The 15525-nt window shown below is 39.5% G+C and carries 15 protein-coding genes; 7 read left to right on the forward strand and 8 right to left on the reverse strand.

Annotation, left to right across the window (positions count from 1 at the left end; translation table 11 throughout):
- Positions 1 to 16: 16 nt before the first annotated feature.
- Together DPV97_RS01770 and DPV97_RS01775 are read left to right on the forward strand one after the other, a co-directional pair.
- Positions 17 to 445, forward strand: a complete 429-nt coding sequence (locus DPV97_RS01770; RefSeq protein WP_070715131.1) for a nitrate reductase cytochrome c-type subunit — start codon at positions 17 to 19, stop codon at positions 443 to 445.
- Between the two features lie 11 nt (positions 446 to 456).
- Positions 457 to 1095, forward strand: coding sequence for a NapC/NirT family cytochrome c (locus DPV97_RS01775; protein WP_070715128.1), 639 nt, complete (start codon positions 457 to 459; stop codon positions 1093 to 1095).
- 54 nt (positions 1096 to 1149) lie between these two features.
- Here the strand turns inward: DPV97_RS01775 and gss are convergent, their stop codons facing one another.
- Together gss and DPV97_RS01785 are read right to left on the reverse strand one after the other, a co-directional pair.
- Positions 1150 to 3039, reverse strand: coding sequence for a bifunctional glutathionylspermidine amidase/synthase (gene gss, locus DPV97_RS01780; protein ID WP_070715126.1), 1890 nt, complete (start codon positions 3037 to 3039; stop codon positions 1150 to 1152).
- Between the two features lie 168 nt (positions 3040 to 3207).
- Positions 3208 to 4281 (reverse strand): tRNA/rRNA methyltransferase, encoded by a 1074-nt coding sequence (locus DPV97_RS01785; RefSeq protein ID WP_070715124.1) that lies wholly within the window; start codon positions 4279 to 4281, stop codon positions 3208 to 3210.
- Between the two features lie 149 nt (positions 4282 to 4430).
- Here DPV97_RS01785 and pssA point away from each other — a divergent pair, with 149 nt between their 5' ends.
- The 3 genes from pssA to bamJ all read left to right on the forward strand — a co-directional run bounded on the left by pssA (position 4431) and on the right by bamJ (position 7447).
- Positions 4431 to 5798: a CDP-diacylglycerol--serine O-phosphatidyltransferase gene (gene pssA, locus DPV97_RS01790; RefSeq protein WP_070715122.1), complete on the forward strand. Its 1368-nt coding sequence runs from the start codon at positions 4431 to 4433 to the stop codon at positions 5796 to 5798.
- A gap of 125 nt (positions 5799 to 5923) precedes the next feature.
- The gene (gene asd, locus DPV97_RS01795; protein ID WP_070715120.1) at positions 5924 to 6793 is read left to right on the forward strand and encodes an archaetidylserine decarboxylase; all 870 of its coding nucleotides are present in this window, start codon (positions 5924 to 5926) and stop codon (positions 6791 to 6793) included.
- 21 nt (positions 6794 to 6814) lie between these two features.
- Positions 6815 to 7447 (forward strand): BamJ family beta-barrel-assembly machinery protein, encoded by a 633-nt coding sequence (bamJ, locus tag DPV97_RS01800; RefSeq protein WP_070715118.1) that lies wholly within the window; start codon positions 6815 to 6817, stop codon positions 7445 to 7447.
- A gap of 35 nt (positions 7448 to 7482) precedes the next feature.
- Here bamJ and DPV97_RS01805 read toward each other — a convergent pair whose 3' ends face one another.
- Both DPV97_RS01805 and proB read right to left on the reverse strand, forming a co-directional pair.
- Entirely contained in the window at positions 7483 to 7776 is a 294-nt protein-coding gene (locus tag DPV97_RS01805; RefSeq protein ID WP_243585034.1) for a hypothetical protein, read from the reverse strand.
- Between the two features lie 197 nt (positions 7777 to 7973).
- On the reverse strand, positions 7974 to 9083 hold the full coding sequence (gene proB, locus DPV97_RS01810) for a glutamate 5-kinase (RefSeq protein ID WP_070715116.1): 1110 nt from the start codon (positions 9081 to 9083) through the stop codon (positions 7974 to 7976).
- A 141-nt stretch (positions 9084 to 9224) separates the two neighbouring features.
- Here proB and folA point away from each other — a divergent pair, with 141 nt between their 5' ends.
- Complete coding sequence (folA, locus tag DPV97_RS01815; RefSeq protein ID WP_070715114.1) at positions 9225 to 9725, forward strand: type 3 dihydrofolate reductase; 501 nt, start codon at positions 9225 to 9227, stop codon at positions 9723 to 9725.
- Positions 9726 to 9802: 77 nt separating this feature from the next.
- On the opposite strand, the gene pfkA is transcribed toward folA, so the two are convergent.
- The 4 genes from pfkA to dprA form a co-directional block, all read right to left on the reverse strand.
- Positions 9803 to 10768 carry a 6-phosphofructokinase gene (gene pfkA, locus DPV97_RS01820; RefSeq protein WP_049373141.1) on the reverse strand — a complete coding sequence of 322 codons (966 nt, stop codon included), beginning with the start codon at positions 10766 to 10768 and terminating at the stop codon, positions 9803 to 9805.
- Between the two features lie 110 nt (positions 10769 to 10878).
- Positions 10879 to 11472, reverse strand: coding sequence for an HI_0983 family protein (locus tag DPV97_RS01825; protein WP_070715113.1), 594 nt, complete (start codon positions 11470 to 11472; stop codon positions 10879 to 10881).
- On the reverse strand, positions 11465 to 12241 hold the full coding sequence (yaaA, locus tag DPV97_RS01830) for a peroxide stress protein YaaA (RefSeq protein ID WP_070715111.1): 777 nt from the start codon (positions 12239 to 12241) through the stop codon (positions 11465 to 11467). Before yaaA ends, DPV97_RS01825 begins: the two co-directional genes overlap by 8 nt.
- A gap of 63 nt (positions 12242 to 12304) precedes the next feature.
- Positions 12305 to 13423, reverse strand: coding sequence for a DNA-processing protein DprA (dprA, locus tag DPV97_RS01835; protein WP_070715109.1), 1119 nt, complete (start codon positions 13421 to 13423; stop codon positions 12305 to 12307).
- A 522-nt stretch (positions 13424 to 13945) separates the two neighbouring features.
- Between dprA and leuA the strand changes: the two genes are divergently transcribed.
- Entirely contained in the window at positions 13946 to 15493 is a 1548-nt protein-coding gene (gene leuA, locus DPV97_RS01840) for a 2-isopropylmalate synthase (RefSeq protein ID WP_046953339.1), read from the forward strand.
- The last annotated feature ends 32 nt before the right edge of the window (positions 15494 to 15525 follow it).

The following is a 15525-nucleotide window of genomic DNA, read 5'->3' on the forward strand; positions in this document are numbered from 1 at the left end:
TAATGGAGTGGATTTCATGAAAAAATCATTTATTTTCATGCTTGCTTTATGTAGTGGATTGGCATTCGCCGATGCACCTCAAGTTGCAAACAGCATTGATAAAACAGCAGAAAGTGTTGCACCAGCATTTACGAATCCTTATAAAGATGTTGGTAATATTCCTGTAACCTACCCTCACCAACCACCACTTGTTCCACACAGCATTCGTGGTTTACAAGTGACTAAGAATGCTAACCAATGTTTAGGCTGCCACTCTCCGGATGTTGCTCCAACAACGGGTGCACCTCGCGTACCTGAAAGCCACTTTTTAACACGTGATGGACAAAAAACGGAAGGTACTTCGCCACGCCGTTATTTCTGTTTACAATGCCACGTTCAACAAACTGACGTGAACCCAATTATTCAAAATAAATTTGAAACCATTCGTCAAATGCAAGGTAAATAAGGAGCAAAACAATGATTAAATCAAACATTCAGAAAGTTTGCCGTTGGTTACGCTCTCCGAGCAAAATGGCAATTGGTGGGGTTATTTTATTAACTATCATTGGTACTATCGTTGGAACTAACCTGTTTAATGCAGGAATGGCAACAACCAATACAGAGCAATTCTGCTCAGACTGTCATACTAATGACGTTGTACCTGAGTACCAAGCATCAATCCACTTTAGTAACCGTTCAGGTGTGAAAGCAATTTGTTCAGACTGTCACGTTCCGCATGAATTTGTACCTAAAATGATCCGAAAAATGCAGGCATCGAGTGAAGTTTATGCTCACTTTACAGGTAAAGTCGATACTAAAGAAAAATTCGAAAAACATCGTTTAGAAATGGCAGAACGCGAATGGGCACGTATGAAAGCGAATAACTCACAAGAGTGCCGTAACTGCCATAACTTCAATGATATGGACTTTACTCAACAAAAAACTGTCGCACAACAAATGCACGCACTTGCACAGGAACAAAACAAAACCTGTATCGATTGCCACAAAGGTATTGCGCATAACCTTCCACATATGGAAAAAGTACAACAAAGCTTTATTCCTGCGGATATGTTAAAAGCAAATGAAAAACCAGCAGATAACAAAGATACGAAATAATCTAATAAATTGATGATAATAAATCGGCACTCATTTTGAGTGCCGATTTTGTTTTTATTTCTTAAGGAAATCTTTATCAGATAATACCCTTAACGGTTGCATATCACTGTTTCCCATAATGACCAAACTCGGGTCTGAGCGTAAACAGCTACCACCATAATGCCCACCTACAGTAAAAGTACAGACCTGAACATATTGATCTTCCACTTTTGGTAAACACCAAAGCTGTTGATAAATACTCTCCTGCTTATCAAAACGACCGTCTGTGCTATCGAGTACAGATTTACACTCACCTATCAATTTCACATTATCACCTCGACGACCTGCAATTGGTTTTTGTGCATAACCATTCTTAATCAGTTCAGGGGGCAATTCAAATCCTGCTTCGAGTAGATAACGATGATTTGGGAATAATGACCACAACACTGGTAAGATCGCTTTATTACTTGGAATAGCCGTCCATAGAGGTTCGTAAACCAAAACTTCCGGACGAAGTAACACATCAATCAACCGCACTTTATCTTCCGGATAGCCTGTACGAATCGGTGGAGCGACTTCCATACCTGTCGCATCTTCACGAAGTTGCGCTAACATGGTTTCCCAAGCCCATGTTTTCCATACCGTTTTTATCTGGTTGTCTTCATCATCAATTAAACGACCACGACTATCCCAATGTAATCCCTCTGTGCCATGAATAATTTTGGCTTGAAATCCCGCTTGAACCAGTGCGTTACGCATAAACAATGAGTGGTAATCTTCTTCATCATCATGATCTTGCATAATATGAACAAGCGACGTAGCTTCACTGTGTTTCCAGCAATCTGCTAGCGCATTACGTAAACCATCAGCAGGATTTTCACCTATATTCAATCCACCTTGGATTGCCCATCGATTCATAAACTCACCGGCTTCCGCATGACAAGAGGCTGAATCTGCGTTGTATTCATACACTTTCAATCCTCGATTATCCATGCAGAAATCTAAACGCCCCGTAATGGTTTGATAACGACGATTTTGCCAAGACAAACGTAAGCGAGGCCATAATAATTTTGGAATATTGAAATATTCTAATAGCTTATCGTCTTTTAAAACTTTATCTGTGGCATGCAAATACATTAAATGTAATTCATTGGTTGCACGAATCAACTCATGTTGTGCTGTTTCAGATATCGTAAAATAGCGATATTGATCCGAATGGCTGACTTTATGCCCTCCCATAGCCTTCACATAGGCAGCTTCAAATTCATTTTGCTCATTCAGCCATTTATGCTCAAACTGACCGTTGTTTTCAATATGTTCTGCATGAATTTCAAGTTTCTCTTTTTCTGGCGTTGGCTGTGGCAGACTGTATTCGGTGTCTTCCGTTTGGATCATCCAACCTAAAATTTCGGTATCATCAAAGGTATCATGCAAAAAATAGCCTGTTTCAGAAACTGTCATCGGTAATTCACGCGTCCATTGCTGCCCGCTAGGTAAGCGAGAGTGAATCACGTTTTGCTCAGCAATGCGGATTTTATCCTCTAAGACTTCGGTAATGATCGCCACATGCCCCGTATGTTTAAATTCGCCTCCCTCTTGCCAAATTAAAAGGGCTCCAGCTTCAGGCTTACGTTTGCAGCCATTTGCAAAGGCTTGTAAGGGTAATAAGGCATCATTGACCACTTGACGTAAAAATCGTAGAGAAAAGATCTCATAAGCCATTCCCACATCAGTAAACACCATGCCATGATTGAGGTATAAATAACGGCGCGCAAATTCCACACACTGCCATTTATAGCCCATGTACTCTCTTCCTAAATAACTGCGAAAGGCAGCATCATCCGGATACTCTTTCTCATCGGCTGTATGATAATCGGATGAATAAATCGCAATGCCACCCGGCGCATAGCCTAATAAGCTCCCGAAAGGATCGTGTGTACTGATGTTTGCTGAACGTTCAGGCATAAAAACTCCCCGTTAAATAACAACTAGAAACAGTATAGATCTTTTGTCTGATTCCCCCAAAGGCTTTTAAAAGAAATATCAAAATTTGAATCCCATACAATTTTGAAAAAGAAAAAGGGCTGACGGATGTCAGCCCCAAAACAAACCTAAAAATAACCGCACTTAAGGTTATTTCACATACCAATGTGCTAATAAAATCCCTGTATTTACTGCAATATTTAATCCTGCTTTTAATGGATTGCTTAAAGAAAGACGCACATTTACATCTTGTTTCTCACGAATATCGTCCGTACTACCTTCACTCAATACCAACGCGACTTTCTCTGCAAATTTGAGTTGTTCCAACGCAACGCCTTGCTTATTGGTTGATACATGAATAATCTGATAGCCAGCCTTACGTAAAGCCTCTAAAGCGATTTCAGTACTTTCTGTTTCTAAAATACGAATATGCTCCATCCCGCCTTCAGCTACACGCATCGCAGCCGGTGCATAAAGCTGTTCAACTTGATTTGTTACCACATTTTTAATGCCATAGAAGGCACAAGTACGCACAACGCCACCTAGGTTTTGCGCATTATTGACTTGATCAAGCACGACTAAACAGTCTTCTTGATGCGGTACATCTAAATAACCTAGCAAAGAAAGAGTACGTTGTTTTTTCACTAACATACAAATTCCGCCATGATGCTCCGTGCCGCTTACTAAGCTTAGCTCATCACTATCCACCACGTGATACACTTTTTTATTTGCGGCTAAATAACTGAAAATCTCGCCAATTCGATGCGCCATTTGCACCGTTGCCCATACGCGAACGATGCTCTCTGGACGTTCTGCAAACAATTCTAAGCATGCATTTTCACCATACACTTTCATTTCTTCAGCGCGATTCTTTTTAATTTTCTCTGGTGCTCGTGGTGATAATGCGCCCGTTTTCTTTTCTTTCGCTTTATAACTCACGCCAGTGCTTTTTACTGTTACTTTTACCGAGCCACTTTCACCATTGGCTTTATTTAATGAAAGTTCAGCAATTTTCGGCTCTCTCACTTCTTGCTGTTGGAAACCTCGAGAAGGTTTACGATCATTCCATTTTTTATCAAAGTGCGGGCGATTTCCCTCACGTTTTTCATTATTACGACGATTATCAAAGCGACGTTCTTTGTCATTAAATGCGCGTTTTGGGGTACGCTCTTGAAAAGATTTGGTAGAATTTGCTTGTAATGACGGTTTGCGTGAATTGCTCATAATTTTCTTCTCGAAGGAATAATTGGATAATAATTCGCCAAAAAATGCGGAAATTTGTGAGCATTATAACGAAAAAAAACCTTTTTTCTATCAATCCTCAAAGGAAATATTGTAAACTAGGGCATTAATTTTTAGTGTAGAGATAGATTATGTTAATCAATAAAGCTAAACGAGCAGAACAAAATTTAAAAAATTTACCTTTTCTTCCTTTACAGGCAGAACAGGTTGAGTTTCTGTTTAGTCCACTTGAATTCAAAGCACAAATTATAGAATTAATTCGCCAAGCTAAAAAACGTATTTACGTGACTGCACTTTACTGGCAAAAAGATGAAGCGGGACAAGAAATTCTCAATGAGATTTATCGCGTAAAACAAGATCATCCTGAATTGGATGTGAAAATATTAGTGGATTGGCATCGCGGACAACGCAATTTACTCGGTGCAGAAAAATCTGCCACTAACGCTGATTGGTATTGTGAACAACGCCAAACCTATCAACTTCCCGATGAACCGAATATGTTCTTCGGTGTGCCAATTAATACCCGCGAAGTCTTCGGTGTATTACATATTAAAGGCTTTGTGTTTGACGATACCGTCCTTTATAGCGGTGCAAGTATCAATAACGTGTATTTACAACAACAAGATAAATACCGTTACGACCGCTACCAAAAAATCCATAATGCTGCACTGGCAGACTCGATGGTTAATTTCATCAATGATTATTTATTGGATTTCACTGCGGTACATCCATTAGATGTAGCTAATCGCCCTCGCACCAAAGAAATTCGTAGTGCAATAAAAGCTTATCGTAAAAACTTATCTGCCCATGCTGAATATCAGTTGGAAAGTGCGGTTAGTTTTTCAGATGTTTTAACCATTTCACCACTTTTTGGTTTAGGTGCATCAGGCAACGAATTAAACCAAGTTATCGAAGATTTATTCTTACAAGTGCAGGAAAAATTGGTGATTTGCACGCCTTATTTCAACTTCCCTCGCACGCTAAGAAGTAAAATTGCCCATTTGTTAGAACAAGGTAAACGTGTCGAAATTATCGTGGGTGATAAAGTCGCGAACGATTTCTATATTCCACCAGAGCAGCCGTTTAAAATGGCAGGTGCATTACCTTATTTATATGAAAGCAATCTTCGTCGTTTCTGCGAGAAATTTGATGCTTACATTAAAAATGGCCATTTAACAGTGCGTTTATGGAAAGATGGCGATAACACTTATCACCTCAAAGGTGTTTGGGTGGACAATCAGTATATTCTTTTAACAGGGAACAATCTGAATCCTCGTGCATGGCGTTTAGATGCGGAAAATGGATTATTAATCCACGATCCAAAACAAGAACTTCTGTCACAAGCGGAAAAAGAATTATCACATATCCGCCAACATACCAAAGTATTGCAAGATTATTCTGAATTAGAAGAATTGACGCAATATCCTGAACCGGTGCAAAAACTGTTGAAGAAATTTGCTCGGATTCAGGCAGACAAATTGGTCAAAATGATTTTATAAATACAAAAAGAAGCCGGCAAATGTCGGCTTCTTGCTTTCATCTTGCGCAAAAACATCGACTAACATTGCACAAGTGAAATAAGTTGTTATAATCGCCCGACTTTTTAATCTTATTGGAGAAATCAATGAACCCAATTTATTATTGGCAACGCCTAAAAGTTGCATTTCAATATGTGATGCCACAAATCTATATGACACAAGCAGCAGGTTGGTTAGCTAAACAAAAATGGGGCGCAGTGACACATTTTGTGATTAAAGCGTTTGCAAAAAAATACAACATTGATATGAGCATTGCTGAAAAAGAAAAATTCAGTGATTACGCCAGTTTTAATGAATTCTTTATCCGTCCATTAAAAGAAAATGCACGACCAATTAACCAAAATTCAACCGCACTTTGTTGCCCTGCGGATGGCCGTGTAAGTGAATGTGGACACATTGAAGATGACCGCCTATTACAAGCGAAAGGCCACTTCTTCAGCTTAAACGATTTATTAGCGGAAGATAAAGATTTAACCGAGACCTTTAAAAATGGGGAATTCATCACCACTTATTTATCACCACGTGATTATCACCGTGTACATATGCCATGTGATGGTACACTTCGCAAAATGATTTACGTGCCGGGTGATTTATTCTCCGTCAATCCATTTTTAGCGAAACATGTGCCGAACCTCTTTGCTCGTAATGAGCGTGTAATTTGTGTCTTTGATACTGAATTCGGCACCATGGTACAAATCTTAGTGGGGGCAACAATCACTGCGAGTATCGGCACGGTTTGGGCTGGCGTTATTAATCCGCCACGTCATAACGAAGTAAAAGTATGGACTTATGAAGGTGAAAGTGCGGTTAAATTAAGCAAAGGTCAAGAAATGGGTTGGTTCCAACTTGGTTCTACCGTAATTAATTTATTCCAAGCCGGCCAAGTGAAAATTACCGATCACTTAAGTGTTGATGAACCTGTTCGCATGGGTGAAATCTTGGCATTGAAAAAATAGTTTTACAACAAAGGAAAAAACATGACAGCTCAAATTTTTGAACAAGTAAAATTAGAAAGTATTTCTGAAAAAGGTAGCTATGGTATCGGTTTACAAATCGGTCAACAATTAGCAGATAGCCAAATGGATATTTCTGTTGAAGCGGTAGCAAAAGGCATTTTCGACGCGTTAAACCGCAATCAACCGGCATTAGAAATTAATGATTTAATGCATTCTGTTCAAGCCCTTCAACAACAAGCGGCTGAAGCACAACAAGCGCAATTTAAAGCGATTGAAGAAGAAGGTAAAAAATTCTTAGAAGAAAACGCGAAAAAAGCGGGCGTAAAAATTACTGACAGCGGTTTACAATACGAAATTCTAACCGAAGGTAACGGTAACAAACCAGCTGCAACGGACAAAGTACGTGTTCACTACACAGGTACATTACCAGATGGTACTGTATTCGATAGCTCTGTTGCACGTGGTACACCTGCTGAATTCCCGGTAAATGGCGTAATTCGTGGTTGGGTTGAGGCATTACAAATGATGCCTGTTGGTTCTAAATGGAAACTCACTATTCCATACGAACTTGCTTACGGCGAACGTGGTGCAGGTGCATCTATCCCACCATTCTCAACCTTAGTGTTTGAAGTCGAATTACTCGATATCCTTTAAAACGAAAAAGTGTGGTTAATTTTAACCGCACTTTTTTATTCTTCGTCGTCTTCTCTATAACGATCATTATCGTCATAATCATAGGTTAAGATCGCATCCTCATCATAACCCGCTATATCAATCTGAACGCCATTTGAGCCAGCATCAAATCCATTAAACCATGCGGTTCTCAGCTCCTCAGGTACTCGTCGGCCACAAAAGTTAATTCGTTTATTCAATTGAGATTGGCTTTGCGCTTGGAAATCTTTCCCTACTCGATAACCATCTAAGTACCAGTCATCTTTATCATGACAAGCCGCCGTATTTAAACATTTTACGCGTTTGCTCACTGAAATTGGGCTACAATGTTTTACATAATAGCCCTGTGTACAAGCACTATAGCCCAACAGCTAAAACGGTCGCTATTAATCTCATGTTGTCTCCTTTTACTACTTAATGTCGGGCTATCGCCCTTTTTATGGTTTTATAGACCGATAAAATAAAAGGAAGGTTCAGAAAATATGAGAGTTCTGATTTCTATTGCACGCTAAAGCACTATCATATCATCACGATGTAACGCGACAGCACCGTACTCATAACCAAGAATTTGCTCAATATCTTGAGATTTTTTCCCTTTGATTAATTCTAATGCATCGCTGTTATAACGAGGCATACCGAGTGCAATCACTTTACCTGAGGTATTCTTAATTTTGACGACTTCACCACGTGAGAAACGCCCTTCCACAGCCGTAATTCCTGCAGGCAGTAACGATTTATTCTGTACTAACATGGCATTTTCAGCGCCTTCATCAATCATTAACATGCCCGCTGATGGTGCTGCAAATAACCACTGTTTTCGGCTTTCGAGACGATCTGAGTGATGCGCAATAAATTTAGTGCCAATTGGTTTATCGTAGGCCAAATCCACAATGACATCTGAGCGACTACCTGGCGCAATAATGGTTTCAATACCTGAACGCGTTGCCACATCTGCCGCAATAATTTTTGTACTCATCCCACCAGTACCAAGATTTGTACCGCTACCGCCAGCAATCGAACGAATATGGTCGGTAATTTGCTCAACCACAGGAATTAATTTCGCATCTGGATTTTTACGAGGATCGCTTTCGTATAAGCCTTGTTGATCTGTTAATAAATAAAGTTGTTCCGCTTGCACTAAAATCGCAACTAGTGCGGATAAGTTATCGTTATCCCCTACTTTAATTTCAGCTGTCGCCACCGCATCATTCTCATTGATCACTGGAATAATGTGATTGTCCAACAACGCATGTAATGTATCGCGCGCATTTAAAAAACGTTCACGATCCTCAATATCGGCACGAGTTAATAAAATTTGTCCAATATGAATATCATAAATCGCAAATAATTTTTCCCAGGCTTGAATCAGTTGACTCTGCCCTACTGCGGCTAGAAGCTGCTTTGACGCAATAGTTGGAGGAAGTTGGGGATGATTTAAATAATGTCGTCCAGCGGCAATCGCACCAGATGTCACAATCACTACACGAAAACCTGCTTGATGAAGTTGTGCAATCTGGCGAACAATATCGACCATGTGAGGAGCATTCAATTTTGGGGAACCGTGAGTTAATGTACTAGTACCAAATTTTACGACGATTGTTTTGCGATTTGCCGACATAGTTTATCCTCAGTGAAAAAATAGAAAAGTGCGGTTAAATTAGCACTAAAATTAATAAAAATCACGAAAAATCCAACCTCATATACAGATTTTGTGAATAGCTATGATATAGTGCAAAAAAAGAAAAATAGGATAGAAAATATGACATTAAGTTTGATCGTTGCGATAACAAAAAATAACGTCATCGGAAAAGATAATCAAATGCCTTGGCACTTGCCTGCTGATTTAGCTTGGTTTCGTAAAAACACCACGGGAAAACCGGTGATTATGGGCCGTAAAACCTTTGAAAGCATTGGTCGCCCACTACCGAAACGGACTAATATTGTCCTTTCACGCACGCCTTACGAACATGAAGGTGTCATCTGGAAAGAGAATTTTGAAGGTGCGGTCGATTTTGTCAAAGAATTTGATGAAATTATGTTGATTGGCGGCGGCGAGTTATTTAAACAATATTTACCTAAAGCAGATAAATTGTACCTCACTCAAATTCAAGCAGACATTGACGGTGATACATTCTTCCCTGAAATTAATTGGGCTGAATGGAACATCGAGTTTGAAGAATATCGTCAAGCAGATGCAGATAATCCGTATGATTGTCGTTTTTTAATTTTGCAACGTAAGAGAAATAACCTAAAAGCTTAATCTAGGCATATAAAAATCGGGCTAAAACAATAACTGCTTTAGCCCGATTTCTTTTGTTTTAAATAACCTTTAAAAGATTATTCTAAGCGTTTAGCCATTTCTAACCAATCTGCTTTAAATTCACGGCGCATATTGTTGATTGCATCAATAATATCGTGGTGAACTAATTTTTCATTTTGAATACCCACACAGTAGCCACCTTTGCCTTGTAGCAATATATCTACCGCATATACGCCCATACGTGAAGCTAAAATACGGTCGAAGGCACAAGGTGAACCACCACGTTGAATATGGCCTAATACGGTTGCACGGGTTTCATGGCCTACGCGCGCTTCAATTTCACGAGCAAGAGAATGTACGTCTGTGATTAATTCAGTAATCGCAATAATGGCGTGGCGTTTTCCACGAATAATACTGCGTTCAATTTGGCGAATTAATTCTTCGCGATTAAATTCCATCTCAGACGCCACAATATACTCACAACCACCAGCAATACCTGCAGAAATAGTTAAGTCACTACAGTGACGACCCATGATTTCTACGATAGAAATACGTTGGTGAGAACTTGAGGTATCACGTAAACGGTCAATAGCATCAACGGCTGTTTGTAATGCTGTTTCATAACCAATTGTGTAATCTGTTCCAGCTACATCGTTATCAATTGTGCCAGGGATACCTACGCAAGGGAAACCATGTTCTTCAGTAAGCAATTTTGCCCCCATGTAAGAACCGTCACCACCGATAACAACTAAAGCATCAATACCGTGAGAACGTAAAATTTCTGCACATTTTTCACGTACTGCTGGATCTTTAAATTCAGGGAAACGCGCAGAGCCTAAGAATGTACCGCCACGGTTAATAATATCTGATACACTATAACGGTTTAACTGTTTGATTTTATTGTTGTATAAACCTTGATAACCGTCATAAATCCCAAATACTTCAAGCCCTTCTGCAAGAGCTGCACGAACAACGCCACGAATGGCAGCATTCATACCTGGTGCATCACCACCACTGGTTAATACAGCAATTTTTTTAATCATATTTACCTACTTTGAACTCTAAGAATAATTGGCGTCAAGATTACACCATCCATTATTTCTGCTCTAGAAAAATTTTTAAAATTTACGTGGAATTTGATCTAGTATAAGTTTTAGTGATGGAAATAACTTTCACATTTCCAAGAAAGATCGGCTTTTTGTAATGTCTTGCTTTCTTTCGCCACCAAATACTTTTGTAAGTTTTTCACAATTTTTACTGTGTTTAAACGCTGAAATTTCTTACCTTGTTCCACTTTTTGGGAATATTGATATTGCACAAAACCACAACGTGGCACATTTTTGCCCTTAGCAATATCCACTTGCCAAGATGGATTTTGTTCTGTCGGAGCATAAATGACATAACCGTTTAACTCTGTGGCGGGCTTTTTCGGATTCATTGAATTAGCAAGAACTTTGAAATCTTTCACCCCTAAATTACGGTATACCTTCTCACGCAATGCTACGCGTTGCTCAATAGAACGGGATAAATCACGATCAAGCAACACTTCAATTTGAGATTGCCAATTTTCTAAGGTATCTGGCTCGGCAAGATAAACATAACGCGCAATCGTATCCAAATCTTGGCTTGCGGTAAGTTTATAAGTTTTGCCGTTGTACTCAATTTTTTCAGGAGTTTGAAGCTGACTCACTTTTGCCGCACAACCTGAGAGTAAAAGTGCGGTCAATATAACCAGGATTTTATTCATTGATATCTCGCTTAAATACAAATTCTTTTTCCGTTGAGGATGTCGCATCAAACCAATAACCACCTAGGTCAAACTCTTTCAGTTGTTCAACACGTTCCAAACGATTTTGAATGATAAAACGACACATTAAACCACGGGCTTTTTTCGCATAAAAGCTGACCACTTTGTATTTACCATTCTTATTATCTAAGAAAACAGGCTTCACAATTTGTGCCTCTAATTGGCTTTCTTTCACTGATTTATAGTATTCATCGGAAGCTAAATTGATCAACAGACGATCGCCTTGCTCATCAAGTGCTTGTTGTACGGATTGAGTGATAATGTTCCCCCAAAAAGCATAAAGATCTTTCCCTTTTGGATTCGCTAACTTCGTGCCCATTTCCAAGCGATAAGGTTGCATTAAATCAAGGGGTTTAAGTAAGCCATATAAGCCAGAAAGCATACGTAAATGGCGTTGTGCGAATTGCACATCTTCATCAGATAAGCTATCCGCATCCAAACCGGTGTAAACATCACCTTTGAATGCCCAAATAGCTGCACGTGAATTTTTTTCGTTGTGAGATTTTGTCCATTCAGCAAAACGAGCGGCATTTAAGCCCGCAAGTTTATCGCTGATAGACATTAAGGAAGAAAGATCTTGGGGAGATAATTGACGACAGATTTCAATCAGTTGCTCACTATAATCCGTCAAGTGTGGTTGAGAAGCAGGAAGATTTCTGACCGCACTTTCAAAATCTAAGGTTTTTGCCGGGGAAATAATGGCTAACATAGGTTCTCCTTTCTAAAACTGAACCGTATCTTAGCACAGGATTGCCTCATCGCTCTACCCCGTTTATGCTATCAGCTTATAGAGTCCATTCTCATTGACGATTAAATCTTGTAACTCCAAATCCAATAACTGCACTAAAAGCAAATCCACCGACAAATTCAATGCTGCAGATAAATCATCAAGGCTTATCGGCGTATAACTGATATGTTGATAAAGTTCAGGATGACTTGGTTCCACGGCTAGTGTTTTTGCTGTGAGTGGTTGAGCTATCGGCTTATTAATTTGCGTATTATGTACTGGAGGCTGAAAAACAACGCTGTGATTGAGGCTATCTAAAATATCTTTGACATTTTCCACCAACATCGCCCCTTGCTTAATCAGTTTATGGCAGCCTTGACTGTATTCACTTTGAATATTCCCTGGTAAGGCAAAAATGTCGCGGTTTTGTTCTAAGGCATAGCGTGCTGTAATGAGTGAACCGCTTTTCTCTGTGGCTTCAATCACTAACGTTCCTAATGAAAGCCCGCTGATAATGCGATTACGACGAGGAAAATTTTCAGCAATCGGCGCTTGCGTAGGGATAAATTCAGAAACTAATGCCCCGTTATTTTCGATAATTTGCTCGGCTAATCGGCGATGTTTAGCGGGGTAAATGTGATCTAATCCGCTGCCCAATACGGCAATGGTTTGTCCTCGAATATCCACCACAGCCTGATGACTAAATCCATCGATACCTAATGCAAGCCCACTCGTCACCGCCAATCCTGCAAGAGAAAGTTCTGTCGCAAAATATTTTGCCCAATATTCCCCATAAGCCGAACAATAGCGGCTCCCAACCATGGCAATTTGCTGGGCAGAAAGTGCGGTCAAATTGCCTTTCACAAATAATAACGGCGGAAAACCACTAATTTGTTTAAGTAAAAAAGGATAGTCATCTGAAAAACAATGTATTAAATGATGCCCTTCTTTTTCGGCCCAACTCAAAGCTGGCTCAATGAATTTCATTTCAGGCTGAAACCAACGACGAATCTGCAAAGTATTCCAGCCCATTTGTTGAAATGCCACTTCATCATAATTTAACAAGTCTTCTATATTCACATGGGCCAAAATTTGTTGAATTCGCACACTGCCTAATTTGGGCACTTGAGCTAATCGCAACAAAATCGACGTAAAATCGCTCATAATTCTCTCCTTTAAAAAGAAAATTATGGCGAGATTGGTTTCAAAAAATAAAAAGTTTGTCTTAATTCTGCGATTCAGATCGCAAAAAGAGAAAAAATTTTAGAAAAAATCGGCATACCAGAAACAAGGAATAAAACAGGACAAAAATAGCTTTTTAAAAGCCATTTTCAGAGATTAATTCTGATAAAAAACTTATATTAAGAGAAATACACTTTTAAGATTGTGTAGAGATATTCATTTTAGATATAAATCACTGATAAATGATTTGACAGCAACATTTTTATCCGTAATATGGACAGCGTTTTACAGAATTTTTTACAGGATTATCTTTTTATGTACCAAGCTGTTTCTTTATCTCTCAACCTCCTGCTCTCACATTCTTTGTGCGGCTAAGTTGTGGATAAAAAACACCTTTATGTAAAAAATCTATTATCAACCCGCACTTTTAAGATTGCGGGTTTTTTCGTTTTAAAATCACGGTAAAAATGACCGCACTTTGAGTGATAAAAGAAGGAAAACATTATGACAGATCGCGTTATTATTTTTGATACCACCTTGCGTGATGGTGAACAAGCGTTAAAAGCAAGCTTAACCGTTAAAGAGAAATTACAGATTGCTTTAGCCCTTGAACGTCTCGGCGTAGATGTGATGGAAGTCGGTTTCCCGGTTTCTTCTCAAGGTGATTTTGAATCTGTTCAAACCATTGCGCGCCATATCAAAAATAGTCGTGTTGCGGCACTTTCCCGTGCGGTAATTAAAGATATTGATGCTGCAGCTGAAGCCTTAAAAGTGGCAGAAGCGTTTCGTATCCATACATTTATTGCAGTTTCAGCATTACACGTTGAAGCCAAATTAAAACGTACCTTTGATGATGTGGTTGAAATGGCGGTAGCCGCAGTAAAACATGCACGTAATTATACTGACGATGTAGAATTTTCTTGCGAAGATGCAGGCCGTACAGGTATCGACAATATTTGTCGTATTGTTGAAGCGGCAATTAATGCAGGTGCAACAACTGTAAATATTCCTGACACTGTTGGTTTCTGCTTACCTAATCAATTCGGCAATATTATTGCTGAAGTACGTAACCGCGTACCAAATATCGATAAAGCTGTGATTTCCGTACATTGCCACAATGACTTGGGTATGGCAACGGCTAACTCCTTAACCGCTGTACAAAATGGTGCACGCCAAATTGAATGTACTATCAACGGCATTGGTGAACGTGCGGGTAATACCTCACTTGAAGAAGTGGTAATGGCAATGAAAGTTCGCCAAGAATTTATGGGCGTGGATACACGTATCAACACGCAAGAAATTCACCGCGTCAGCCAAATGGTGAGCCAACTTTGTAATATGCCTATTCAGCCAAACAAAGCAATTGTGGGTGCAAACGCCTTTGCTCACTCTTCCGGTATTCACCAAGATGGCATGTTGAAAAACAAAAATACCTACGAAATCATGTCACCAGAAACTATTGGCTTGAAGAAAGAGAAATTAAACTTAACCGCGCGTTCTGGTCGCGCAGCAGTAAAAGGCCACATGGCGGATATGGGTTACACCGAACAAGATTACGATTTAGACAAATTGTATGAAGCCTTCTTAAAATTGGCGGATAAAAAAGGCCAAGTGTTCGATTATGACTTGGAAGCCTTAGCCTTTATTGATATGCAACAAGGTGATGAAGATCGTTTAGTGTTAGATAAACTTTCTGCACACTCCACTAAAGAATATCCAGCAACTGCTTTTGTTCAAGTAGAATTGGATGGTAAAAAATTAAGTACCTCTTCTATCGGTGGTAATGGTCCGGTTGATGCTGTCTACAATGCGATCTTGAATTTAACCGGCTTAGATATCAAAATGTCCCACTATAACTTAACAGCAAAAGGCGAAGGTGCTGAAGCGTTAGGTCAGGTAGATATCGTGATTGAACACGAAGGCCGTAAATTCCATGGTGTTGGTTTAGCGACAGACATCGTTGAATCTTCCGCACTTGCTTTAGTTCATGCAATTAATGCCATTTATCGTGCGCATAAGGTGGCAGATATTAAGAATCATAAACATCATTAACTCAATCCCCCTCTTTAGCAAAGAGGGGTTAG

The organism is Haemophilus parainfluenzae, from assembly GCF_003253005.1.
In the GTDB taxonomy this organism is placed as follows: domain Bacteria; phylum Pseudomonadota; class Gammaproteobacteria; order Enterobacterales; family Pasteurellaceae; genus Haemophilus_D; species Haemophilus_D parainfluenzae_M.

Excerpts from the sequence above, each read along its gene's own strand:
- DPV97_RS01770 (WP_070715131.1), top strand. The coding sequence starts at position 17 with ATGAAAAAATCATTTATTTTCATGCTTGCTTTATGTAGTGGATTGGCA.
- pfkA (WP_049373141.1), bottom strand. The coding sequence starts at position 10,768 with ATGATTAAAAAAATTGCTGTATTAACCAGTGGTGGTGATGCACCAGGT.
- dprA (WP_070715109.1), bottom strand. The coding sequence starts at position 13,423 with ATGAGCGATTTTACGTCGATTTTGTTGCGATTAGCTCAAGTGCCCAAA.
- DPV97_RS01785 (WP_070715124.1), bottom strand. The coding sequence starts at position 4,281 with ATGAGCAATTCACGCAAACCGTCATTACAAGCAAATTCTACCAAATCT.
- bamJ (WP_070715118.1), top strand. The coding sequence starts at position 6,815 with ATGACAGCTCAAATTTTTGAACAAGTAAAATTAGAAAGTATTTCTGAA.
- leuA (WP_046953339.1), top strand. The coding sequence starts at position 13,946 with ATGACAGATCGCGTTATTATTTTTGATACCACCTTGCGTGATGGTGAA.
- gss (WP_070715126.1), bottom strand. The coding sequence starts at position 3,039 with ATGCCTGAACGTTCAGCAAACATCAGTACACACGATCCTTTCGGGAGC.
- yaaA (WP_070715111.1), bottom strand. The coding sequence starts at position 12,241 with ATGTTAGCCATTATTTCCCCGGCAAAAACCTTAGATTTTGAAAGTGCG.
- proB (WP_070715116.1), bottom strand. The coding sequence starts at position 9,083 with ATGTCGGCAAATCGCAAAACAATCGTCGTAAAATTTGGTACTAGTACA.
- pssA (WP_070715122.1), top strand. The coding sequence starts at position 4,431 with ATGTTAATCAATAAAGCTAAACGAGCAGAACAAAATTTAAAAAATTTA.
- DPV97_RS01825 (WP_070715113.1), bottom strand. The coding sequence starts at position 11,472 with ATGAATAAAATCCTGGTTATATTGACCGCACTTTTACTCTCAGGTTGT.
- folA (WP_070715114.1), top strand. The coding sequence starts at position 9,225 with ATGACATTAAGTTTGATCGTTGCGATAACAAAAAATAACGTCATCGGA.
- asd (WP_070715120.1), top strand. The coding sequence starts at position 5,924 with ATGAACCCAATTTATTATTGGCAACGCCTAAAAGTTGCATTTCAATAT.
- DPV97_RS01775 (WP_070715128.1), top strand. The coding sequence starts at position 457 with ATGATTAAATCAAACATTCAGAAAGTTTGCCGTTGGTTACGCTCTCCG.